The organism is Sulfurimonas sp. CVO (assembly GCF_009883775.1).
Lineage (GTDB): Bacteria > Campylobacterota > Campylobacteria > Campylobacterales > Sulfurimonadaceae > Sulfurimonas > Sulfurimonas xiamenensis.
This window is the reverse complement of record NZ_CP033720.1, coordinates 849,844-872,175: the sequence shown is the minus strand read 5'-3', so window position 1 is coordinate 872,175 and position 22,332 is coordinate 849,844. Positions and strand designations below refer to the sequence as shown.

Annotated in this window: 25 protein-coding genes; 7 read left to right on the top strand and 18 right to left on the bottom strand. The window is 33.7% G+C overall.

The genetic code is table 11. The annotated features are described in order from the left end of the window. Nucleotides 1–7: 7 nt before the first annotated feature. Nucleotides 8–862, bottom strand: coding sequence for an NAD(+)/NADH kinase (locus CVO_RS04425; protein ID WP_152299371.1), 855 nt, complete (start codon nucleotides 860–862; stop codon nucleotides 8–10). A gap of 130 nt (nucleotides 863–992) precedes the next feature. Between CVO_RS04425 and aspS the strand changes: the two genes are divergently transcribed. Both aspS and CVO_RS04415 read left to right on the top strand, forming a co-directional pair. Further along, nucleotides 993–2,747, top strand: coding sequence for an aspartate--tRNA ligase (gene aspS, locus CVO_RS04420; RefSeq protein WP_159570308.1), 1,755 nt, complete (start codon nucleotides 993–995; stop codon nucleotides 2,745–2,747). A 7-nt stretch (nucleotides 2,748–2,754) separates the two neighbouring features. Then, nucleotides 2,755–3,324 carry an adenylate kinase gene (locus CVO_RS04415; protein ID WP_152299373.1) on the top strand — a complete coding sequence of 190 codons (570 nt, stop codon included), beginning with the start codon at nucleotides 2,755–2,757 and terminating at the stop codon, nucleotides 3,322–3,324. Nucleotides 3,325–3,346: 22 nt separating this feature from the next. Here CVO_RS04415 and adk read toward each other — a convergent pair whose 3' ends face one another. Both adk and CVO_RS04405 read right to left on the bottom strand, forming a co-directional pair. Beyond that, nucleotides 3,347–3,994 (bottom strand): adenylate kinase, encoded by a 648-nt coding sequence (adk, locus tag CVO_RS04410; RefSeq protein WP_152299374.1) that lies wholly within the window; start codon nucleotides 3,992–3,994, stop codon nucleotides 3,347–3,349. An 89-nt stretch (nucleotides 3,995–4,083) separates the two neighbouring features. Continuing rightward, nucleotides 4,084–4,371, bottom strand: coding sequence for a hypothetical protein (locus CVO_RS04405; protein ID WP_152299375.1), 288 nt, complete (start codon nucleotides 4,369–4,371; stop codon nucleotides 4,084–4,086). A 59-nt stretch (nucleotides 4,372–4,430) separates the two neighbouring features. Between CVO_RS04405 and CVO_RS04400 the strand changes: the two genes are divergently transcribed. Then, the gene (locus CVO_RS04400; protein WP_152299376.1) at nucleotides 4,431–5,162 is read left to right on the top strand and encodes a competence/damage-inducible protein A; all 732 of its coding nucleotides are present in this window, start codon (nucleotides 4,431–4,433) and stop codon (nucleotides 5,160–5,162) included. Between the two features lie 32 nt (nucleotides 5,163–5,194). Here the strand turns inward: CVO_RS04400 and CVO_RS04395 are convergent, their stop codons facing one another. Beyond that, on the bottom strand, nucleotides 5,195–5,698 hold the full coding sequence (locus tag CVO_RS04395; RefSeq protein WP_152299377.1) for an ankyrin repeat domain-containing protein: 504 nt from the start codon (nucleotides 5,696–5,698) through the stop codon (nucleotides 5,195–5,197). A 76-nt stretch (nucleotides 5,699–5,774) separates the two neighbouring features. Between CVO_RS04395 and CVO_RS04390 the strand changes: the two genes are divergently transcribed. Next, a complete protein-coding gene (locus CVO_RS04390) occupies nucleotides 5,775–6,971 on the top strand; it encodes a tetrahydrodipicolinate N-succinyltransferase N-terminal domain-containing protein (RefSeq protein WP_159570305.1) in 1,197 nt (398 codons plus the stop codon). Between the two features lie 40 nt (nucleotides 6,972–7,011). On the opposite strand, the gene CVO_RS04385 is transcribed toward CVO_RS04390, so the two are convergent. From CVO_RS04385 to CVO_RS04350, 9 genes are all read right to left on the bottom strand, one after another. Continuing rightward, nucleotides 7,012–8,127 carry a multiheme c-type cytochrome gene (locus tag CVO_RS04385; RefSeq protein ID WP_152299379.1) on the bottom strand — a complete coding sequence of 372 codons (1,116 nt, stop codon included), beginning with the start codon at nucleotides 8,125–8,127 and terminating at the stop codon, nucleotides 7,012–7,014. A gap of 84 nt (nucleotides 8,128–8,211) precedes the next feature. Next, nucleotides 8,212–9,531, bottom strand: coding sequence for an SH3 domain-containing C40 family peptidase (locus tag CVO_RS04380; protein ID WP_152299380.1), 1,320 nt, complete (start codon nucleotides 9,529–9,531; stop codon nucleotides 8,212–8,214). A gap of 11 nt (nucleotides 9,532–9,542) precedes the next feature. Continuing rightward, nucleotides 9,543–10,202 (bottom strand): LexA family transcriptional regulator, encoded by a 660-nt coding sequence (locus tag CVO_RS04375; protein WP_159570301.1) that lies wholly within the window; start codon nucleotides 10,200–10,202, stop codon nucleotides 9,543–9,545. A 213-nt stretch (nucleotides 10,203–10,415) separates the two neighbouring features. Then, a complete protein-coding gene (locus tag CVO_RS09805) occupies nucleotides 10,416–10,568 on the bottom strand; it encodes a hypothetical protein (RefSeq protein WP_188093946.1) in 153 nt (50 codons plus the stop codon). Nucleotides 10,569–10,583: 15 nt separating this feature from the next. After that, nucleotides 10,584–11,048, bottom strand: a complete 465-nt coding sequence (locus tag CVO_RS04370) for a tRNA (cytidine(34)-2'-O)-methyltransferase (protein WP_152299382.1) — start codon at nucleotides 11,046–11,048, stop codon at nucleotides 10,584–10,586. 8 nt (nucleotides 11,049–11,056) lie between these two features. After that, on the bottom strand, nucleotides 11,057–11,893 hold the full coding sequence (gene purU / locus CVO_RS04365) for a formyltetrahydrofolate deformylase (RefSeq protein ID WP_152299383.1): 837 nt from the start codon (nucleotides 11,891–11,893) through the stop codon (nucleotides 11,057–11,059). A 63-nt stretch (nucleotides 11,894–11,956) separates the two neighbouring features. Then, complete coding sequence (gene leuB, locus CVO_RS04360) at nucleotides 11,957–13,024, bottom strand: 3-isopropylmalate dehydrogenase (RefSeq protein ID WP_152299384.1); 1,068 nt, start codon at nucleotides 13,022–13,024, stop codon at nucleotides 11,957–11,959. Continuing rightward, complete coding sequence (locus tag CVO_RS04355) at nucleotides 13,024–13,527, bottom strand: 3-isopropylmalate dehydratase small subunit (RefSeq protein WP_159570297.1); 504 nt, start codon at nucleotides 13,525–13,527, stop codon at nucleotides 13,024–13,026. The genes leuB and CVO_RS04355 overlap by 1 nt, the downstream gene beginning before the upstream one ends. Nucleotides 13,528–13,617: 90 nt before the next feature. Next, complete coding sequence (locus tag CVO_RS04350) at nucleotides 13,618–15,147, bottom strand: bifunctional GNAT family N-acetyltransferase/carbon-nitrogen hydrolase family protein (protein ID WP_152299386.1); 1,530 nt, start codon at nucleotides 15,145–15,147, stop codon at nucleotides 13,618–13,620. A gap of 189 nt (nucleotides 15,148–15,336) precedes the next feature. Between CVO_RS04350 and rpoD the strand changes: the two genes are divergently transcribed. Together rpoD and CVO_RS04340 are read left to right on the top strand one after the other, a co-directional pair. Further along, nucleotides 15,337–17,193 (top strand): RNA polymerase sigma factor RpoD, encoded by a 1,857-nt coding sequence (gene rpoD, locus CVO_RS04345; RefSeq protein WP_152299387.1) that lies wholly within the window; start codon nucleotides 15,337–15,339, stop codon nucleotides 17,191–17,193. Between the two features lie 11 nt (nucleotides 17,194–17,204). Next, nucleotides 17,205–17,888: a hypothetical protein gene (locus CVO_RS04340; protein ID WP_152299388.1), complete on the top strand. Its 684-nt coding sequence runs from the start codon at nucleotides 17,205–17,207 to the stop codon at nucleotides 17,886–17,888. Here the strand turns inward: CVO_RS04340 and CVO_RS04335 are convergent. The 3 genes from CVO_RS04335 to hemL are packed head-to-tail and all read right to left on the bottom strand — an operon-like array spanning nucleotide 17,885 to nucleotide 19,983. Further along, nucleotides 17,885–18,388, bottom strand: a complete 504-nt coding sequence (locus CVO_RS04335) for a hypothetical protein (protein ID WP_241691012.1) — start codon at nucleotides 18,386–18,388, stop codon at nucleotides 17,885–17,887. The genes CVO_RS04340 and CVO_RS04335 overlap by 4 nt on opposite strands. Continuing rightward, a complete protein-coding gene (locus CVO_RS04330; protein ID WP_159570294.1) occupies nucleotides 18,372–18,698 on the bottom strand; it encodes an AtpZ/AtpI family protein in 327 nt (108 codons plus the stop codon). Before CVO_RS04330 ends, CVO_RS04335 begins: the two co-directional genes overlap by 17 nt. After that, nucleotides 18,691–19,983 (bottom strand): glutamate-1-semialdehyde 2,1-aminomutase, encoded by a 1,293-nt coding sequence (gene hemL / locus CVO_RS04325; RefSeq protein ID WP_159570291.1) that lies wholly within the window; start codon nucleotides 19,981–19,983, stop codon nucleotides 18,691–18,693. The genes CVO_RS04330 and hemL overlap by 8 nt, the downstream gene beginning before the upstream one ends. A gap of 96 nt (nucleotides 19,984–20,079) precedes the next feature. Between hemL and CVO_RS04320 the strand changes: the two genes are divergently transcribed. After that, nucleotides 20,080–21,021, top strand: a complete 942-nt coding sequence (locus CVO_RS04320; RefSeq protein WP_159570288.1) for an energy transducer TonB family protein — start codon at nucleotides 20,080–20,082, stop codon at nucleotides 21,019–21,021. A gap of 6 nt (nucleotides 21,022–21,027) precedes the next feature. On the opposite strand, the gene CVO_RS04315 is transcribed toward CVO_RS04320, so the two are convergent. Together CVO_RS04315 and CVO_RS04310 are read right to left on the bottom strand one after the other, a co-directional pair. Next, nucleotides 21,028–21,966 (bottom strand): HpcH/HpaI aldolase/citrate lyase family protein, encoded by a 939-nt coding sequence (locus tag CVO_RS04315; RefSeq protein ID WP_159570285.1) that lies wholly within the window; start codon nucleotides 21,964–21,966, stop codon nucleotides 21,028–21,030. Beyond that, the gene (locus CVO_RS04310; RefSeq protein WP_159570282.1) at nucleotides 21,956–22,306 is read right to left on the bottom strand and encodes a c-type cytochrome; all 351 of its coding nucleotides are present in this window, start codon (nucleotides 22,304–22,306) and stop codon (nucleotides 21,956–21,958) included. Before CVO_RS04310 ends, CVO_RS04315 begins: the two co-directional genes overlap by 11 nt. Nucleotides 22,307–22,332 lie beyond the last annotated feature (26 nt).

Here is a 22,332-nt window from a genome sequence, read left to right as displayed (position 1 = left end):
TTGAAAATTATTCACCCCATCTTAGTTTCTCTTTTAATACCTCAAAATAATTATACTCTTCTTTGTGTATCAATTTAACTGTTTTAGCAGCAAGTTTTATATGTACGCTTTCACCAAGTTCTAATTCGTGTACATCCTGTCCATCTATAATTATTAGAGCTCTCTCTTCTGATGTTTTCATCTCTATAGCATATCTCCCCGGAAGTACAACTGGTCTTTGCGTTAAAGAGTGAGGACAAATAGGAGTAAGTGCAAATACATTGCTCATAGGAAAAAGAACCGGTCCACCTGCTGAGAGATTATATGCAGTTGATCCTGTTGGAGTTGAGAGAATTACTCCATCACCATAATATGTGTTAAAAGATTTTGAATCAACAAGTGTTTCTATATGTATCATATTTGAAACTCTTGTACGAGTAAGCACAATATCATTAAAAGCGTAATACTTAACCTCTTTTGTATTTTTTATAACAGTAGCTTCAAGTACGGCTCTTTCATCGGTTCTATATCTGTTTTGAATAATTTTTTCCACAAATGCATCAAGTTCATCAAGTGAGAGATCCGCTAAAAAACCGAGATTGCCGGCATGAACACCGAGTATGGGGATATCAAAATCAAACGACTTTCTAACAGTAGATATAAGCGTGCCGTCACCACCGAAACTTATGATAAAATCACACGCCATACATATATTTTTGAAGCTTTCACCACTCATTCCGATCATTTTGGCACTTCTGCTCTCAAGTAAAACATCTATATTGTGATTTTTAAAAATATTTTCTATCTTTATATATCCATCCCTTAACTCTGGAGTTAACGGTCTTAGAACTACGCCGATTTTTTTAATCTTTTTACTTTCCAAAATATCTCTTTATAAATTGTTTTATAGATTATACACTCTTTGGTGTTAAAATAAAAAATATTACTCCTAATTATGCGATAAGCCAAATTTAGATACAATCGCGAAAATTATTTACTAGGACTCTATATTTATGAGAAGTCATTATTGTACAGATTTAAGTGAAGCAAATGTTGGAGAAGATGTTGTTCTAACAGGTTGGGCAAACAGTTACCGTGATCACGGTGGGATTATTTTTATTGATTTAAGAGACAAAAGCGGACTTATTCAGCTTACATGTGATCCTGAAGACAATGCAGAGGCGCATAAAACGGCAGACGGCGTTCGTGATGAGTATGTTCTTATAGCTAAAGGAACAGTCCGTCATCGTGGAGAGGGTCTTGTAAATCCTCGTCTTAAAACAGGAGCTATCGAGGTTATAGTAAAAGAGCTTATTATAGAGAATAAGTCGGCTCCAATCCCTTTTGTTATCGGCGATAAAAATGTCGGCGAAGAAACAAGGCTTAAATACCGTTACTTAGAGCTGAGAGACCCTGCCATGTATGAAGCATTTCGTCTTCGCTCAAAAGCCGCAATTGCTGCAAGAAACATACTTGATGCAAACGGTTTTTTAGAGGTTGAGACTCCGATTTTAACAAAATCAACTCCTGAGGGTGCCAGAGATTACCTTGTTCCCTCTCGCGTACACAATGGTGAGTTCTACGCACTTCCACAATCCCCGCAGCTTTTCAAACAGCTTTTGATGGTAGGCGGATTTGACAGATACTTTCAGATAGCAAAATGTTTTCGCGACGAAGATCTAAGAGCTGATCGTCAGCCTGAGTTTACTCAAATAGATGTCGAGATGAGCTTCTGCGACCAAGAGGATGTTATAAAAGTAGCAGAGGATCTTCTTGAAGCTATGTTTAGCGCTTGCGGTATCGATGTTAAACCTCCATTTAAACGCATTTCACACTTCGATGCTATGGAGTGGTACGGTTCTGACAAGCCTGATTTAAGATATGACCTTAAGATGGTTGATGTTATTGACATTTTTGAGAGATGTGACAATGAAATCTTTACCAATATTGCAAAAAAACCACACACAAACCGCATTAAAGCTCTGAAAGTACCCGGTGCAGATTTAGTTTTCTCAAAAAGAGAGATGAAAGGTTTTGAGGATTATGTTCGTAAATTTGGAGCGCAAGGTCTTGGCTACTTTCAGATGAAAGAGGATGGTCTTAAAGGTCCTCTTATTAAGTTTTTTAGCGAAGATGATATTGCACTTTTAGTTGAGAGACTAGGTATGGAAGTTGGTGATGTTGTTTTCTTTGGTGCAGGCGATAAAAAAACAGTATGGGACTACATGGGGCGCCTTAGAATCTTTATCGCTGAACATGAGAAAATGAACCTTGTGGATAAAGATGCTTTTGAATTTGTATGGGTTGTTGATTTTCCTATGTTTGAGGTTGAAGATGGAAGAGTAAAGGCGCTTCACCATCCATTTACACAACCAAAAGATACCGATAAAGATGATGTTGAAGAGATAGAATCTATCGCTTATGACATTGTTTTAAACGGTACCGAACTTGGCGGGGGAAGTATTCGTATCCACAAGCCTGAAGTTCAAGAAGAGGTTTTCAAATTGTTGGGTATTGATGAGGAAGAGGCAAAAGAAAAATTTGGTTTCTTGCTTGATGCTCTTAAATTCGGCGCTCCTCCACATGGCGGTTTTGCAATCGGATTTGACAGACTTATGATGCTAATCACGAAAAAATCAAGTATCCGTGATGTTATCGCATTCCCTAAAACGCAAAAAGCTTCATGTATTCTTACGGATGCTCCAAGCAGTGTTGATAACACACAGCTTCGCGATCTTCATATTAGACTTCGTGAACAGGTAAAATAGTTATCTTATGAAAAAGCTTTTTTTAATCATCGGAGCGCCAGGCTCCGGTAAGACCACGGATGCAGAGTTGATTGCAGAGCAAAACAGTGAAATAACACACTACTCTACAGGCGATATGCTTCGCGCAGAAGCCGCAAGCGGCTCTGAACTTGGCTCGGAAATAAAGAACTACATCTCTAAAGGTCTTATCGTTCCTATCAAAATAGCAATGGAGACTATTGTAAGCGCGATTAAAAATGCACCTACAGATATAATTGTTATTGACGGCTATCCAAGAAGCATGGAACAATTAACAGCTTTAGACAAATATCTAAAGAGTGACTCATCTTTAGAGCTTTGCAGTGTTATCGAGGTTGAAGTAAGCCAAGAGACGGCAAAAGAGAGAGTTTTAGGTCGTTCTCGCGGCGAAGATGACAAAGTTGAAGTTTTTAACAACCGTATGAAAGTTTATACGGAACCACTGAGTGATATAAAAAAGTTTTATATAGAAAAAAATCTTCTTCACACAATTAGCGCAGAGAGAAGCATCGAAGAGATAGTCTCAGAGATGCACTCTTTTATAAAATCCAAAATTTAATTGAACCCTAAATTGGGCTCAATTAACCTAGTTTGGAAACTATAGCCGCTTCCACTTTAGATATGTCAGCAGTTCCGTCAACAGTTATATATGTTAAAGACGCTATCTTATCTGCTTGCTCCTTATAATAGCCGATAAGAGGTTTTGTCTGTTCATGATAAACTTTTAATCTGTCAAGCACTACCTCTTCTTTATCATCATCTCTTTGAACAAGATCTTCTCCGGTTATATCATCTTTTCCTTCAACTTTTGGCGGGTTGTAAACAATATGGTAAGTTCGCCCGCTCGCCAAGTGTGCGCGGCGGCCCGACATACGCTTTACTATCTCAGCATCCGGAACATCAATCTCTATAACGGCATCAATATCTACACCTGCAATTTTAAGAGCATCTGCTTGAGCAATGGTACGGGGAAAACCGTCCAATAAAAAACCGTTTTTACAGTCATCCTCTTTAATTCTATCTTTTACAAGACCGATAATAATCTCATCAGATACTAATTGACCTGCATCCATAGCTGCTTTTGCCATTTTACCCAATTCTGTACCTGCTTTTATAGCCCCGCGAAGCATATCTCCTGTCGAAATTTGAGGAATGTTATATCTTTTTGTTAAAAATCCTGCTTGGGTTCCTTTTCCGGCACCGGGAGCTCCTAATAATATTATTCTCATACTTATATCCTATCTATTTTATTAGTGATATTATATATAAATGAAGTTAAAAATAACTATAAGAAAATCACCTTATATATTAATTGCTTTTACTCCTCTTTAAATCCAAAATCGTCTTCATCGCTCTCATTTTGAGCCTCTAAAATATCATCGATAAGTTCTTTGCACTCATCCTCTTCAATATCTCCGCTTTTTATATCATTTAAAACATCTTGCAAATCTGCTTTAAACTCACGAAGTTCTTCTATCTCCTCCTTAGCATCCTCACCTGCTTCCTTGCTGTCAGCGATCTCTTCAAAAATTTCATCCAATCTATCATTGATATCTGGAATAACACTTTTTGTTATTAACTCTTCTAGTTTTTGTGCATATGACATATAATTTCCTTAACTGTTTTTAGTATAATACTTAAAAAAAATGAAACGGTAGATAAAAAATGAATTTTTATGCTTGTATTATAGGTAGTGAAATATTAAATGGTCGCAGAGTAGACAAACATTTTGATTTTTTAAAAAATGAGCTTCAAAAATATGGACATGAACTTTTTGCATCTTTTATAATAAAAGATGATAAAGAGTTGATTAAAAAAATATATCAACTTGTAAAAGATGATAAAAAAAGCGTTATGTTCTCATTTGGCGGTATCGGTGCAACACCGGATGATTTAACAAGAGCCATTGCAGCAGAGGTATTTACCTCTAAGGCGCTCAAACGAAACAAAAAATTTGAAAAGGATATTATAGATAGATTTGGCGAAGATGCTTTTCCTCATAGAATTAATATGTCTGATTTACCGCAAAATTCTGAACTTTTATTTAATCCTGTTAACAATATGTCCGGTTTTTCACTTGAAAACAGATATTTTTTTGTTCCTGGATTCCCGCAAATGTCACACCCAATGATAAGCACTGTTATAAAAAAATTATTTAATAAATCTAAAAAAAAATATAGAGTCTCTCTTTTAGCACAAACAAGTGAAAATACACTTATTGATTTGATGAAACAGGTTCCTGAAGATATTGAACTCTCATCTTTGCCAATACTTAACAACCAAACTGCTTCTGTTGAAATATCGCTTTGTGCAGAAGATAAGCTGCACGCAGAAAACTATTTTAAACTATTTACAGATTTTTTAAAAAAAGAAAAAATAGCCTACAGCTTAGTTTAATATTTATAATTTTTAGGTTTTAAAAAGAGTGATTACCTTGCATAATTTCTGTTTTTTGGCGCATTTTCATCATAGTCAAGTAGAAGTAAAATGCTTTTTTTATTTGTTTTTCTTGCAAAATCTACAACACTTATACCTTTTACATCAACTGCATTTTTATCTGCACCGCACTCAATAAGAAGTTTTGCTATTTCAACTCTTCCATAGCAAGCAGCAGCCATAAGCGGAGTAAATCTGCTTCTTCTTTTTGTGCTGTTGACATCTACTCCCTTTGAAATCATGTATTTAACCATCTCCATATTGCCATATGTGACTGCCATATCAAAAATTGTAACGCCCTCTTCGTCAAAATCCCAAATATCAGCACCATTTTCAATCAAAAGCATAATTAAATCAAAATCACATCTATATCTTAAAGAAGATGCCAAAACAGACTCGCCATTTTCATTTGCTTCATTTACATCAGCGCCCTCTCTGATATATTTTTTAATACCTGTAAAATCATTATTTTTTAAAAATTCAATCCATTTATTCATAGTGAAAGTATATACTAAATTGTTATTAGTAATGTTTAAGTATAATACTTTTCATAAATTATTTAAGCGAGAATTCATGGAAATCATTCAAACAACAGATGCTTTTAAAGCACTTATAGAAAATATTAAATCATCAATAAAAGGATACAAAGATCCTTTGGCATTTGGTATATGTAGAGTTGACTTAGGACAGTTAAATCTTGATAAAACTCTTCAAGCTACATATCCTATAATAAACTGGAATGAAAACTTTGGCAGTGCAGCTATTTTCATAAAAGCTTTAGCTGAACAGGGAGTTGATGTAGATTTTAATGATAGTGAAGTAGTTTGCAATATCAACACTACCTTTTTAAAAAATTGTTTAAATGCTTTTACTCCTTATGCAGATGAAGCATACGGCGATGCACATAAAAATATTCAGGTCGTCTCTGCTCTATATAACCAAATTATGAACAGCGGCTCTTTAGAGGGTGAGTTTAAAATAACATTTCTTTTTGCAGATGAGCCGCTAAAGAGCGTTGAAGCAACTTATTTGAAGCTATATGCCCTCTCTCAAGCAAAAGTTGAACTAAGAGGCATAAACTTAAACGGTGCATTTGGCGCGCTGCCAAATGTTGCTTGGTCAAACGGGCAGCCTATTGAGCTTGATTATCTTCGTGAATTTGAGATTGAACTAAAGCTTGCAAATGAGTACCCGAGTATCGATTTTGTAGATAAATTTCCAAGATTCTTACAGCATATTATTCCAGCTGACAATACAAGAATTCTAGATACTTCAAAAGTAAGATTTGGGGCTCAATTGGCAGCTGGTACAACAGTTATGCCAGGTGCTTCTTATATCAATTTTAATGCAGGAACAACTGGTCCTGTAATGGTTGAAGGTCGTATTTCAAGTTCTGCAGTAGTTGGGGCAGGAAGTGATGTTGGCGGCGGTGCTTCTATCTTGGGTGTATTAAGCGGGACAGATGGAAATCCTATAACAATCGGTAAAAATACACTTTTGGGAGCAAATTCTACATGTGGTATTCCTCTTGGCGATGGATGCATTATTGATGGAGGATTGGCGATTTTCGCTGGAACAAAAGTATATATTAACGATGATGAGATAACTAAATTAAAAGAAGTTAACACAAATGCGACTTTTTCAAATATTATGAAAGCATCCCAATTAGCAGGGCTTAACGGACTTCACTTTAGACAAAATTCTCAAACTGGACAATATATAGCACAAAGAAGTACAAGAGAGATTAAGCTAAACGCTGATTTACACTAATAAAAATATATAGGAGTGAGTTTAAAAAATTTCACTCCTATTATTCCACAACAATTGATTTTTCTGTTCCTATATATGGCTTAATGATATCTTTAGTTGAAATATCTAACTTTTTAGCTATATTTGGATTTATTATATAACTTATCCAGGTTGATTTTATTTCATCACCTTTTTGAAGTTTAGGTACACTGTATTTGACAATTTTTGTATTCATTGCTTTTAGATTTTGATTTATTTTATAGCCTGTAGCAGTATGAGGCATAGATTGGTTACTTTTAGCATCTTCAAACACAACAATAAATGTCGCTTCTTTATCTTCTATTGGATTCTCAGCAAAATTGCTCCAGATAATATTGCCGTCTCTAAGCACAACTGTTTTTACAAATTTTAAACGCATTGGATGTGTGATAATAGAGTGACCCATTTTGTTTTCAATAGTCAACTCGATCGTATTGTCTTTATACTCGAGTGATAATTTAACGGCTTTTTTTATCATCTTGTCAGAGTGAATTCCTAGAAATGAATGTGTAGCATACTCACTTCTATTCTTTTTATTGAATTTTTCATTACCGCCCGTAGATTTTGGCATATGACACCCTATGCAATCACTTTTTGAATTATATTGATCTTTTGTATTGCAAACTTCAAATCCATGGCTGTTCTCTTTATGAGAGTGACATCCCATGCAAACTTCACTGTTTTTATATATTTCATTACTTTGTACATTATGTTTGTCACTTGATTCAGAATTCTTTAAATTTCCAAACATAGTGGGCTTGTCATTGCTGGAGCTATTTAAAAAATTTATATTGTAAGGCTTGGAGTAGTGTATTTTGGTAATTTGATGACAATAAGAGCATGAAACTCCATCTGTTTGTCTTTTTTCATGAGCATTTGGCTGTTCTTGTCCACGAATCATAGCACCTAAATTTTTAGTAGCTGGCATATGACAGAGTGCACATGAATATTTATCTTTGCTTGAGAACTCTTTGACTTTTCTATGCACTTCATCACTAAAGAGGGATGATTTATGATGCATTGAAGTAGAGTGCTCATGATAAATTTTTTCATGACACTCTTTACATGTTTCACTATCAAGATATTTTGCCTGCAACACTACATTTATAATAAAAAACAAAATTAAAATAGTCTTCATTTTTACTCCAAAAATAATTTTTTCATCATTTATTATACAATAAATATTTATAATTAATATTTTTTTAAATTATAAATAAAAGATTTATTTTTGAGTAATGATATTCATACTTACTAAATTATTAAGTATTTCTGACTCTTTATCATAGTTTTCTTGAAATTTTCCAAGTTTTAACGAGCTGAAAATCGGTTTCCCTATTATAATTCTGCCTTCTATTCCATCTCTGCTGGTCTTTATTCCCCAAATATTGTGAAATACAATAATTTCATTATTGTAAGTTCCAACATATAAAACAACATGTCCTTTTTTATATAAAAGCGTTTGAAACGGGATTGCTTTTTCTTTTATAACTTCTATCTTCTCTTTATTGGTTAAATTTTTCAAATTTATAACATTTCCAATTTTACTCTGTTGGTATGAATTTCTAGGCAGCCAAATACCAAAAGGTGCAAACATATCTCGAAGCATTGATGAACAATCTCTTTGTTTGTACATTCCGCCCCATCCATAATTTGTTTTTGATACTTCATTAACAATTTTAGTTAAATTTTCTTGATTTAATTTCATTATCTCTTTACTGGCTATATCTTTAGAAATTTTAGAATTTATAAAAAGCGGTTGTGATTTTTTAAATGATGTTGCTGTTAAAATTGTATATGTATTTTCATCTTCTGACACAAGAACAAACATCATTCCGATTTTTGTTTTAAACAAAAATCTGCCTTCACTATCATATATAGGTTCATTCTCTTTTGTAATAGCAACTTGTTGAGCTTTTTGCCAAAAATCAATATCTCTCTTTTTTAAAATAACAAATGCATCAGTTTTTAGCCACCCAGATGCATAACTACTAAATATAAAAGCCCACTCTCTGTCTTTTGAGTAGTGTGAAATAAATATAGGCTCATTTGCATGTATAGTACTGTTTTGAAGATAATCAAATGGGTACCCCTCTCCCGCAAGAGATGGATTCTTAAATAAAGGTCTGTGAGTTGGAAAAGATCTAATATCACTCTCTTTGAGCGTTAATGCCTTTTCATTGACTGTTCCATATGACTCAAAATTTGAATTTTCTCTTATGCTGTCAAAAAAATCTTCTTTTAATAGTTGTAAATTTTCTCCATAACTTTCCCCCATTTTATATGATTCAAATGGCCACATTACGCTTTTCGCGTCCTCTTGTGGTTTATCAATATTCCATATACTAAAATAGTATTTTTTATACTCTTTTTGAATATCATAAAGAGAGGAATTACTATCTATATTTTTCGCAAAACAGCTTACATCTTGAGGTATATTTAATAGATCATATATTTTTATTTGATTATTATCAGCATATTTAAAATTATTTGAAGAACAGCCTATAAATAAAACCATAAATAAAAATATCAAAATATACTTCATTTTTTCACCTTTTAGTCAACACTTCCAAATCTGCTGACAACTCTGCCAATAACCTCTATCTCATTTGGATCTAATGTTTGTGTTGAATAGATTTGATTGTCAGATATTATATCAATTTTACCATCTATTCTTTTTTGAACTCTTTTTATAAAAAGACCACCCTGTGTTCTTATGGTAAAGATTCCACCTCTTCGCAGGTCAGTTTTGTTTCTGTTTATAAAAACAATATCATTGTAACTAAAAGTAGGCTCCATCGAATCACCGGAGACATTAATAGCTTCTATATATTTTAATTCTCTCTCTCCTCCAAGCATAGTGACAAATTCATGTGGAATTTCAACACCCTGAACCTCCTCCTCTTCCAATTCGGCTCCGCCGCCGGCTGATGCACTTACATTACTAAAATATTTTATCATAAAAAATTTATTTGTCGCCTCAACTAGACTCTCCGGCGATTGACCATAGAGCAGCCAATTTATAGATATGGATTTAGTTGCGCAAAAATCTAAAAGTTCACCAAAAGGTATCTTGTTTCTCTTTTTCATAGTTGCAAAATTCATTTGACTTATGCCTAAGGTATCTGCAACATCTTTATCAAGTACCTTTTTGCCTGCAAACTCTGTAGAAAGAATATTTTTAATCTCATCAACAATTTCAAGAAAATTTTTCATATAACCCCCTATATTGCTCAAATATATAAAATTATAGTATTTTTTTGCAATATAGTCAAAAAATATATGACAAAATGCAATATTTTATATTTTTATTTTACTTTTTTTGTAATATTTAAAAAAAGGATTTAATATGACAATTATGGTAAAAAATGTACAAACTTTATTAAAAAGATTTGAGGAGAATATAGAAAAATGGGCTCAAAAATTTTTTTAAATTTTATTTTCTTTGTTTTTTGATCTCTTTTCATCAGCTTCTCTTTGGGCTTCTCTTGCAGTTGATTTATTTTTATGATAGCCGCCAAAAACAAAAACCATGAAGAGAATAAAAAGTATTGTCATTGCTATATCGATAAATGTATCCATTTTTTTTCCTTTTAATTATTTGTAAAATGAGTCATAGTTTTGTCTTATTGCTTCATAAAGTACTATTCCGGTACTTATAGCCAGATTTAAACTTCTGCCCTCTTTAGTCATAGGTATGGTTATATTTTGCTCTTTATATTTATGCAAAATATTTTCCGGAATTCCCGCTGTTTCACTTCCAAAAAATATATAATCACCCTCTTTAAATTGTGCTTTAAAATAGGGCTTGTCTGTTTTTGTAGTAGCAAAGTAGGCATTATCTTTGATAGTGTTGTTTGTGAAAAAATCATCTATACTTTCCCATACGAGCAGATCTAGTTTGTGCCAATAATCAAGCCCTGCTCGTCTTACTGCTTTTTCATCAATATCAAAAGCGATAGGCTTTATGATATGCAGGGTTGCACCGGCATTAACACATAATCGCCCTATTGCACCGGTATTGTTAGGAATTTGTGGATTTACTAAAACAAGATTAAACAATGATTATCCTAAAAGATTACAGTTTTATTAGCAAAAACAAATATTCTGTCTTCAAGTGCCAACTTTAGTGCTCTGGAGAGAACAACTTTCTCTACATCTTTGCCTGAGCGCTGCATATCTCTCCACCCATAAGCATGATTTACATGAATAACTTCCTGTGCAATAATCGGACCTTCATCCAGATTGTTATTTACAAAGTGCGATGTAGCTCCAATAATTTTAACACCTCTGTCATAAGCTTGTTTATATGGGTTTGCTCCTATGAAAGCCGGTAAAAATGAGTGGTGTATATTTATAATTTTATTTTCGTATCTCTCTACAAATCCAGGTGTTAATATTCTCATATATTTTGCCAAAACTATATAATCTATATCTTTAAAAGTAGACAAATAGTCAATAATTTTTTGCTCATGTTCTGCTCTGTTTAAACCTTCATGAGAGATATAAACAAATGGTATATTAAACCTATCCACCAAAGATTCTAAATCATTATAGTTTGATATTACTGCCAATATATTTGCTTCGAGCTCTCCGGCTTCATGTCGAATAAGTATATCGCCAAGAGCATGCATCTCTTTTGTAGCCATAATAACAATATTTTTATTTTTTGGTGCTATTACCTCAATGTTTGCACTATTTGGAATAGCATCACTAATTGATTTATGTAATCTGTCCAATTCTATATCACCGTCAACAACACTTCGCATAAAAAATTTATTACTGTCTTTGTCTACAAACTCACTATTTGTAAGAATATTTAAATCATTTTTATAAAAAACGGTCGATATTTTGTGAACCAGACCTTTTTCATCATTAGCATCAATAAGAACTCTGTATTGACTCATTTGCAACTTCCTTTTTCTTAACTTTATAAAGTAACTGATAAATATTTACTAAAGCTAATATTTTTATTTTGCTGCATAATTAGCAATAATTGAGCCCATTTCACTTGTAGAGCATATCTCTTTAGCATCATATTGAGCTAAATCTTTTGTTCTATATCCCTCTTTTAATGCTCTTTTTACAGCGGCATCTATCTTATCTGCCGCATCATTTTCGCCAAGAGCGTATCTAAGCATCATTGAAGCCGATGAGATAGTTGCAATAGGGTTTGCAATTCCCTGTCCTGCAATATCAGGTGCTGAACCATGAATAGGCTCATAAACACCGATTTTTGCGCCGACGGAAGCCGATGGGAGAAGCCCTATAGAGCCTGAGAGCATACTTGCTTCATCGCTTAATATATCGCCGAAAATATTTCCGGTAAGCATTACATCAAACTGTCTAGGGTCGCGAATAAGCTGCATTGCAGCATTATCCACATACATATGAGAGAGTTCAACTTCAGGATACTCTTTTGAGACTTCGGTAACTACATCCCTCCAAAGCTGAGATACATCTAAAACATTTGCTTTGTCGATTGAACAGACTCTCTTGCTTCTTGTCATAGCGATCTTAAAAGCTTGATGGGCAATTCTCACAATCTCATCACGAGTGTAGACCATAGTGTTGTAGCCCCTATTCTCATCACGCCCTTTTGGCTCGCCGAAATAGATTCCGCCGATAAGCTCGCGAACAACCATCAAGTCAACGCCCTTAACGACTTCAGCCTTTAAAGAGGAAGCATTAATAAGTTCATCATATACAACCGCAGGACGCAGATTTGCATAAACACCAAGCTCTTTACGGAATCTCAAAAGTCCGCTCTCCGGTCTTTTCTCACGGGGAAGATTATCCCATTTTGTACCGCCGATTGCACCAAAAAGCACTGCATCGCTGTTTAGTGAGATGTTAATCGTCTCTTGAGGAAGAGGATCGCCGGTGATATCGTAAGCGCAACCGCCCATTAAAGCCTCTTCATAAGAGAACTCTATATCACAGCATGAAGCTACTGCATCTAGTACCTTAACGGCTTCATCTATAATCTCAGGACCGATACCATCACCCTTTATCAGTGCAATTTTATATGTTTTCATTATTTACCTTTAATCTCATTTTGTGCAAAATTCATAAGTCCGCCTGCATCTATAAGCTCTTGCATAAAAGCAGGGATAGGAGTAAAGCTATATGTTTTGCCTGATGTTTTGTTTGTAATAGTTCCATTATTCATGTCTATGCTTATTTCATCGCCCTCTGCAATCTCATGGCTCTCTTTAAGCTCAAATATAGGAAGCCCCATGTTAAATGCGTTTCTATAGAAAATTCTTGCAAAAGTAGGAGCAATAACTGCTGCAACACCCGCTGCTTTAAGAGCTATAGGTGCATGTTCACGCGAACTGCCGCAACCAAAATTATCCTCCGCAACTATTACATCACCTCTGCTCATTTTGTTTACAAACTCAGGGTCAGCATCTTCCATAACATGTTTTGCCAGCTCTTCAGGCACTGATGTATTCAAGTAGCGAGCCGCTATGATTAAATCCGTATCAATATCTTTTCCAAATCTCCAAACTTTGCCGTTAATATTTGCTTTTTGCATATAAATTCCTAATCATCTATTCTAAATTAATTTTGCGATTATACCCAAAATGAAATTTTAGTTTTATAAAGAGCCTTTATGATTTAAATATTACTTTTTTAATTTCACTTCGTAAAGATCTTCTCTTCTGTCTTTTAAGTTTGTAACACCTCCAAATGTATGCAGCTCTTTTAAGAGATCCAAATCAACATCCGCAACAAGTATCATCTCCGTGTTTGGTGTAGATTCCGCTTTTATACCGTTTGAAGGAAATGCAAAGTCACAAGGCGTAAATACTGCTGATTGTGCATACTGTATATCCATATTACTGACATTTGGCAGGTTTCCTACACATCCGGCAATGGCAACATAACACTCATTCTCTATCGCACGCGCCTGAGAGCAGACTCTTACCCTTGAGTAGCCATTTTGCGTATCCGTTAAAAACGGAACAAATAATATCTCCATCCCCTCTTTTGCCAGCAATCTTCCAAGCTCAGGAAATTCGGTATCATAGCAAATCAACACACCTATCTTACCGCAGTCCGTATTGAATGTTTTAATCTCATCAGAACCTTTTAAACCCCAGATGCGCTCTTCATCCGGTGTTACATGTATCTTTGAGTATTTCTCGGTAGTACCGTCGCGTCTGCATAAAAAACCTACATTGTAAAGATGCCCATCAACGAGTTCAGGCATGCTTCCTGTGATAATATTTATATTGTATGAGATAGCCAGCTTTGAAAACTCATCACGAAATCTCTTCGTGTAGCCTGCGAGCTCTCTTATCGCCTCTGCTTCGTTTAGATGGTTATGTTTTGACATTAACGGTGCATTAAAAAATTCCGGAAAGAGCGCAAAATCACTTCTATAATTTGATACAGCGTTTATAAAATATTCTGCTTGTTCAAGCACCTCTTCGATGTTATTGTACGGTCTTACTTGCCACTGAATTAGACCGAGCCTTATTACAGTTTTTTGCGTAAGCGGATTTTTCTTAGGTTGTGTATAGTAAATATTATTCCAGCCCAAAAGTGCTGCATATTCACAACTCTCTTTATCTCCCTCAAGATAGTTTTTAATTACGCGCCTTACACTAAAATCATTTGAGAGTTGAAAATTTAATACCGGATCATCAATCTCTTTCTCTTTTACCTTTTGAATATACTCTCTTGGAGTGATTTTATTTGCATATTTGGAGTAATTCGGCAACCTGCCTCCAAAGATTATTCCTTTTAAATTCAGCTCTTCGCATAGCTCTTTTCTATAGTCATAAAGCCTTCTTCCAAGCCTTAAGCCTCGATATTTTTTACTTACAAAAACATCAACGCCGTAAAGAATATTACCAAGAGGATTGAAGGTGTCAAATGTATAGTTTCCTGTTATCTGCTTGTATGTGTGATTATCTTCAAATTTATCATAATCAACAATCAAACTTAGCGCAAAACCTGCAAATTCACCGTCTATTTTTATGCTTACCTGCCCTTTTGGAAATTTGTTGATCAAAATAGCAAGTTCTTCTCTGCTCCATGTGGAATCTTTTAGATGTCTATATTCATCTTTCATTAGATCTACCACTGCTTCATAATCATCCATTTCTAAATAATTTAACTCAATTTTTTCTATATTTTTTAAATTCATAAAAATTCCTATTTGTATTTTTTTTCATATATTTCAAATTAAAACAATATTTTAATTTGAAATTATACTAAAAGTAATTTTATATATCTTATATAATATTTTACTATCTATATAAGAAGAGAAAATTAAGACTATTTGGGTATAATCCACCTTTGAAAAAACTTAACAAGCCAACAAGGTGCATTATACATGACAGCAAAAGAACTCAATAAAGCTATTGAAACATTTTTTACAAATCAAAAACCAAAAGAGTGTTTAACTTATGAATCACTTATAGACCTTTTTGATAAGCAGCCAACCACCGCACAAGCAAATAATATCTATAAACTTATACAAAAATATAAAGCTTGTATATACACATCATCCGAACATGCAAAACTTCTTAACGACAAAGAGGCAGAAGCAAGAAGAAGCGCTCAAAGAAAGATGATTGAAAACAATGAAACTGACAATTTTGATATATTAAAAGAGCATGAGCTTTTAGAATGGTCTCGTTCAGATTCTCCTGTTCGTATGTATCTTCGAGAAATGGGACAAATTCCGCTTTTAACAAAAGAAGAAGAGATAGAAATCTCAAAAAAAATAGAAGCCGGAGAGAGCATAATTATCGATGCTATATGCTCTGTTCCATACCTGATAGATTTTATCCTGGATTACAAAGAACCACTGATTAATCGTGAAAGAAGAGTAAAAGAGTTATTTAAAAGTTTTGAAGATGACAACGATGATTCGGATAATGATGATGACAATGATGATAATGAAGAGAGTGAGAATGAAAAAACATTAACAGTAAAAGACAAAACCAGAGTTGAAAAAGTTACTATAAGTTTCAAAGCACTAGAAAAAGCTAAAAAAGAGTGGATAAAAACAGCAGAGAAAGCACCTGAAAATTTAGACGGAGAACTTACGCCTGAAATTATCTACTATTATCTGGCTATTACATACAAAAAAGCTATTTTAAAAGAAACACTATTAGACTTAGGTCCTACTTCTAAACTTATAAACGAACTTGTAAAAGCTATGGAAACTGCACTTAAAAGTGATGAAGGGTATGATAAAGAGTTAAAAAGATTAGAGTATAAACTTCCACTATTCAATGCTACGCTCAAAGCAAATCATAAAATTTTACTTGAAAAAATTTGTGATTTAAATAAAGAGGACATTGCTACAATGGTTCCTGAAGCTACTATGGTCAGTACATATATGGAGATTAAAAAGCTTGTACAAACCAAAGAGGCTTCAAAAAACAGCTTTGACATGGAACCTGAAAAGCTAGCAGATATTTTAGAGCAGATCAAACGCGGTAAAAATATCTCTGAAATCTCAAAAACTAAGATGGCAAAATCAAACCTAAGACTTGTAGTATCCATTGCAAAAAGATATACAAACCGCGGTCTTCCATTTCTTGATCTAATTCAAGAGGGAAATATTGGTCTTATGAAAGCAGTTGATAAATTTGAATATCAAAAAGGTTATAAATTTTCAACATATGCAACATGGTGGATCCGTCAAGCAATTTCGCGTGCTATAGCTGATCAAGCAAGAACTATTCGTATCCCGATACATATGATAGAGACAATCAACCGTATCAATAAAATTATGCGTAAACACCTTCAAGAACATGGAAAAGAGCCTGATGTTGAAATAATCGCACAAGAAGTCGGACTTTCTGTTGAAAAAGTTAAAAATGTAATTAAGATTACAAAAGAGCCGATAAGTCTTGAAGCGCCTATAGGCAGTGAAGATGATGGGCGTTTTGGTGACTTTATTGAAGATAAAACATCATTGTCACCATCTGATTCAATTCTTAAAGATGATTTAAGAGTCCAGATAGAGAGTGTTTTAGAACAATTAAATGAAAGAGAAAAAGCTGTTATTAAACTTCGTTTTGGAATTATGGATGATGAGTCTGACAGAACACTTGAAGAGATAGGAAAAGAGCTAAGTGTAACGCGTGAAAGAGTCCGCCAAATCGAATCAAGCGCAATTAAAAAACTAAAACATCCTAAAGTAGGAAGAAAACTTAAAAACTATATGGAAGAGTAACGAACAAAAATATGACATTTGAGCAACAATGGATTGAATATGACTACAACCCTTTTGTGCTCTTTAGTTCAAACGGAAAAGTTATATCATTAAACTCACAGGCACAATTTTTACTTGGTGCAGCAACCACTGAAGAGCTTTTTAATCTTGCGACAACATATGCAAATGTGTCATTTGGTTTTAAAACAACTTTTATTGAGCTAGAGTTTGGAAGATATAGGTTTTTTGCTTTAACTGTGGGGTATGAAAATGATGATGCAATAGGTATAAAATTATATCAGTCACCCTCTTTTAAACTAAACAATCAAAAACTTATAGGTGAACCGACAAATATCTATACATTAGTTGATCTATGCATAGCGACATATTCTATTAATTCAAAAATTATTTTTGAAAAAGATTTTGATCCTACAATTCCCGAAATCATTATAGATTCAAATAATTTTATAAAACTGCTAAATAAAATATACTCTTGTTATGCGGAGAATGCAAAAATTTCAACAAAAATATTTTACAGAGTCGGTGAACATATTAAATTTGATGAAAAAAAATATAGTATTTTTTCCATTGAAATAAGTTCACAAAACAGTAACAAAGAAAAAATAAATGAGTTAAAAGTTTTTACTGCAAATACAAATTTTTATATTGATATTCAAAAAAAGATAACCATAAACATCCCTATGATTACCTCTTAAAATAGATCTTTTGAAACAATATAACCTACTATGATTCCTACAAGCAGAGATGGGAGATAAGTAGATATATCAAGTACCTGATTGTTTTTAAGTGCTATAAAACCTAAAATCAAAAACAGATATGGAATAAGCCTAAAGAGTGAAATACTTGCTCTGCCGCTTTTTTTAATATCTTTGACATTCAATATTTTTATCTTTTTTTTCTCTTCTTTAACGATAGCCTTCAAATCAAGCTCATCTACTGGCGCCTCGTTTATATCCATATCATTGTAAAGTTCATAAGGGTCTTCTATAGTATCTAAAAGATCTCTTTTTTCATTAATATTTTGAGAATCAACTTCACTTTTTACTGTTCTCTTATAGGCATATATTGAACCTAAAATGATAAAAAAACTGCTTAAAAATGCTATTTGCAAATTTATAAAGAATTCAAAAGAGATAATATTTGTCAACAAAATTATTGATTCGACAAAAACTATAAGTTTAATAGTTTTTTTCACTCTCATCCTCATCTTCATCATCTTGAAGCTGTTTTTTTATTGCATAACGAGGCTCTTTTGCTAACTCTTCATACTCTTTATACTGCTTTGAATATGCTTTATAAACATTTAATACAGCCGCTGCAATACCTATAAAAACTCCTATCCATAAAGTCCAACCGGCACCTGTTAAGTTTTTAAGCAAGATGCCTATACCAACACCCATAACAACTGCAACTGCTATGGAAATTCCCAATGACAGATTGTCAGCTGCCTCTATAATCGGTTTTATTTTAGGAGTTTTTTCTTCCTTTTTTTCATTTTCAACCATTTGTTATCTCTTTAAAAACTTTAGCACTAGCTTTTATCGTATCTTCTATCATCTCATCTGTAACTGCAGTTGAAATAAAACCGGTTTCATAGAGTGAACATGCAAAATAAAATCCTTCTTGAAGCATTTTAGAGTGAAACTTAGCAAAAAGTTCTGCGTCAGAGTTAGATGCATCGGCAAAGTTTTTAACAGGTTTTTCATTAAAAAAGAAACCAAACATGCTCCCTCTTGTATCTATCTGCATAGGTATACCAAAAGATTCTGCCTCTTTTTTCATTCCCTCAACCAATCTTTTTGCCCTTTGATTAAGAACTGAGATCACTTGCGCATTTGCCTTTAGTTTAGAGATGGCAGCAAGTCCTGCAGCCATTGCAACAGGATTTCCGCTGAGTGTTCCTGCTTGATAAACCGGACCCTCAGGTGAGAGTTTTGCCATTATCTCGGCTCTTGCACCAAAAGCACCCACTGGCATACCGCCGCCGATAACTTTCCCAAGCGTAACAATATCCGGCTTTACTCCCGTAATAGACTCTGCTCCATTTACACTAGCGCGGAAACCGCTCATAACTTCATCAAATATAAGCAAAGCTCCATTGGCATCACAAAGCTCTCTTAACTCATGCAAAAACTCTTTGTCTGCAGGAACCAATCCCATATTTCCAGCGATTGGCTCTATAATTACACATGCAATCTCACTTGAGTCTTTAAAACATTTTTTTACACTTTCTATATTGTTATATTCAGCTAAAAGAGTATGTTTTGTAAAATCAGCCGGAACACCCGGTGAACTAGGATTTCCAAATGTAGCAGCGCCACTTCCTGCCTGAACTAAAAGAGAGTCGCTGTGTCCATGATAACATCCAGTAAATTTTACAATATCATCTCGTCCGGTGTATCCACGAGCAAGGCGTATTGCACTCATAACAGCCTCTGTTCCGCTACTAACAAATCTAATCTTGTCAATAGAATCAAACATTGATACAACAAGCTCAGCCAAATCACTCTCGGCTTGTGTCGGCGCACCAAAACTAAGTCCATGTTTTACTGCTTCTATAACAGCACTCTCTATCGCTTCATCTCTATGTCCAAATAGCAAAGGTCCCCAACTTTGTACAAAATCTATATATCTATTTCCATCTATATCAATTAAATATGCTCCATCTCCTTCTGCAATAAATAGAGGAGTTCCTCCAACACTGCTAAATGCTCTAACCGGAGAATTTACTCCACCTGGAATTAAATTTTGTGCCTGTTTGAAAGCTTTTAATGAATTATCTATACTCAATTTTTCACCTTGTTGTTGTGTTTGATTTTTGTAATTATAGCTAATAACTATTAATCTATGTTGGTTATAATAATTGAAATTTTTTTAAGGAATTACTTGAATCGTTCATATTTTGCTCTCTTTGTAGCTCTTTTAATTCATATTTTGCTGCTGCTTATATTTTGGCTTTTTGGCACTATAACACCGGAAATTGAAAAAAAAGAGAATAAAAAAGAGAATAAAATAAAAATTTCATTAAAAGAGATGCCAAAAAAGCATAAGGATAGCGGAGATATTAAAAAAGAGGATACTAAAAAACCAAAAGAGATAGCTCCCCCTATGCCAAAAGGGAGTCAACTTAAAAAAATAGAAAATTCTCTGCAGCAAAAACCGCCTATAGAGTTTAAGCCAAAAAAAGTTCAACCAACAAAGAGCAAAAAATTGCCTATGGAAAAAGCAAAATCTATTGTTGAACAAAAAAAAGTTGAACAAAAGATAAAAAAAGAGAGTAAGGTTGAAATCAAACAGCCAAAAATAGAACCTCTTCCGCCGACTAAGCCATATATACCTTTAAAATCTCCATCAACACCTCCAGAAAAGGAAAAAGAGAGTAAAAAAGAGTCTTACGACTGGTTATATGAGGATAGATCAAAAGAAGAAAAAAAGACAAAGGAGAGTAAAAAAGAGAGCGGAAGCAATATTGGGAATTCAAATTTAAAAGAGCTTTACGGAGATGAGTTTGGCAAGCTGACCCCGGGACAGCAAAAATATCTTATTGACAATCAAGAGATAATGAGAAGAATAACGCAAGAGGTTTTAAATAGGGTAGCCAGAGTAAACCTTTCAAGAGATATAAATGTAAACAGTACAAACATCGTAGAGTTTTATCTTCATCCAAATGGAGATATGACAGATTTTAAATTTCTCAAAAAAAGCGGGTATTATGTTTTAGACGATACTACAAAAGAGACGATTGAATACGCTTACAGCAGATATCCACGGCCAAATGAAAAAATATTAGTTCGATACAATGTTTTTTATAATTTGGCCGGATACTAACTCAATTTATTCCTGCTTATTTTTGTTTAGCAGTGCCAATGCTCCCTTATATATAGGTTCATCTATATATCCGTACTCATCATCTTCAAAACCAGTCATCCCCTCTTCTCTTTTAAGTTCAAAGAGTTTAATTATAGTTTTGGCTCTCATAATTTCTCGCTCTTCATCTGCAAATTTTTTATTAACAAGCTTGGCCTGCTCAGGAGAAATACACCCTTTTGAATCATAACCCATGATTTTTTCTAAAGATATCCATCTTTCAAATTCATCTAATTTTTTAAATTCCTGATATACAAAAGAAACTGCTTTTACATCAATTGTTTTACATGTAATCAAAAAATGTGACAAAATATATGTCATAGTTGGATTATCTATATTTATCAAACTTTGTGGAAGATTCATATCTGCAAAAAGATCCAGTATGCCAAGATAAAATGTTGTAACTCTTTTATCCACTTTTAAAAGTGCTAAATTATTCCAAGCCTCTTTTGTTTCTATTGAGAGATGCAGTTCTGTTTTTTCATCCAAGAGTGCATAAACTGATTCTACCTCTTTTGGATTTTTTATTTTTGGAACTCTAATTGCATCAGGCATAAATTGATTTAAGTATGCTATCTCTTCAAATCCCCCCTCGTTCAGAGCATTTACACGAACCACCAATTTTTTATCACATTTTTTATAATAAGATAAAAATATAGCGCACAAAACAAGACCAAAAGGTTTATCCTCTTTGCTTACACCATCTTCAAGATTTAAAATTATACAATCAGCCTCAACCGATTCTATTTTTGTCAGGTGATCTATATTATTGCATGAAAGCATTAAAGCCGAACGAAAATCTTTTCTTCTGTTTATCATTCTATATGTTGGAGTTGCCAACGCATCAAGTGCCACTAAATCTCTACTATCATAAGCAGCTTGTATCTCTTTTAAATTATTTAACATTTGATATATTCTCTTTCTTTTTTTCTTGCAGATAAAAATAGAGTGCCTTAATCTCTTTTTGAGTTAAAAAATATCTTGGCATACCATTTTTTCTCACATTAAGCGATTTAAAAAAATCATTAAAATCCATACTGTTTATTACCGGACCGACAAAACTTTTTTTTTCATTTTTATGTTCATATGTAGCTACAACTCTTCCCTCGCCAAATTCTCCATGACATTTATGGCATCCTATGCCTCTTGGGTTTTTATAAAGAGACGAAGCATACTCCAAAGGTGTAATAAAACTACTCTCAGCCAATAAAGAAAATGGCAACAATAAAAACAAAGCATTTCTCATAAAGCGACCTTTTAACATATAAAGGT

Bases quoted from the DNA above. Each gene is read 5' to 3' on its own strand.
- CVO_RS04310 (WP_159570282.1), bottom strand. From the start codon at position 22,306: ATGAGAAATGCTTTGTTTTTATTGTTGCCATTTTCTTTATTGGCTGAG.
- purU (WP_152299383.1), bottom strand. From the start codon at position 11,893: ATGAGTCAATACAGAGTTCTTATTGATGCTAATGATGAAAAAGGTCTG.
- aspS (WP_159570308.1), top strand. From the start codon at position 993: ATGAGAAGTCATTATTGTACAGATTTAAGTGAAGCAAATGTTGGAGAA.
- adk (WP_152299374.1), bottom strand. From the start codon at position 3,994: ATGAGAATAATATTATTAGGAGCTCCCGGTGCCGGAAAAGGAACCCAA.
- CVO_RS04415 (WP_152299373.1), top strand. From the start codon at position 2,755: ATGAAAAAGCTTTTTTTAATCATCGGAGCGCCAGGCTCCGGTAAGACC.
- CVO_RS04400 (WP_152299376.1), top strand. From the start codon at position 4,431: ATGAATTTTTATGCTTGTATTATAGGTAGTGAAATATTAAATGGTCGC.
- leuB (WP_152299384.1), bottom strand. From the start codon at position 13,024: ATGAAAACATATAAAATTGCACTGATAAAGGGTGATGGTATCGGTCCT.
- CVO_RS04375 (WP_159570301.1), bottom strand. From the start codon at position 10,202: ATGAAAAATTTTCTTGAAATTGTTGATGAGATTAAAAATATTCTTTCT.
- CVO_RS04395 (WP_152299377.1), bottom strand. From the start codon at position 5,698: ATGAATAAATGGATTGAATTTTTAAAAAATAATGATTTTACAGGTATT.
- CVO_RS04350 (WP_152299386.1), bottom strand. From the start codon at position 15,147: ATGAATTTAAAAAATATAGAAAAAATTGAGTTAAATTATTTAGAAATG.
- CVO_RS04380 (WP_152299380.1), bottom strand. From the start codon at position 9,531: ATGAAGTATATTTTGATATTTTTATTTATGGTTTTATTTATAGGCTGT.
- rpoD (WP_152299387.1), top strand. From the start codon at position 15,337: ATGACAGCAAAAGAACTCAATAAAGCTATTGAAACATTTTTTACAAAT.
- CVO_RS04390 (WP_159570305.1), top strand. From the start codon at position 5,775: ATGGAAATCATTCAAACAACAGATGCTTTTAAAGCACTTATAGAAAAT.
- CVO_RS04340 (WP_152299388.1), top strand. From the start codon at position 17,205: ATGACATTTGAGCAACAATGGATTGAATATGACTACAACCCTTTTGTG.
- CVO_RS04315 (WP_159570285.1), bottom strand. From the start codon at position 21,966: ATGTTAAATAATTTAAAAGAGATACAAGCTGCTTATGATAGTAGAGAT.
- CVO_RS04355 (WP_159570297.1), bottom strand. From the start codon at position 13,527: ATGCAAAAAGCAAATATTAACGGCAAAGTTTGGAGATTTGGAAAAGAT.
- CVO_RS04405 (WP_152299375.1), bottom strand. From the start codon at position 4,371: ATGTCATATGCACAAAAACTAGAAGAGTTAATAACAAAAAGTGTTATT.
- CVO_RS04330 (WP_159570294.1), bottom strand. From the start codon at position 18,698: ATGGTTGAAAATGAAAAAAAGGAAGAAAAAACTCCTAAAATAAAACCG.
- CVO_RS04385 (WP_152299379.1), bottom strand. From the start codon at position 8,127: ATGAAGACTATTTTAATTTTGTTTTTTATTATAAATGTAGTGTTGCAG.
- CVO_RS09805 (WP_188093946.1), bottom strand. From the start codon at position 10,568: ATGGATACATTTATCGATATAGCAATGACAATACTTTTTATTCTCTTC.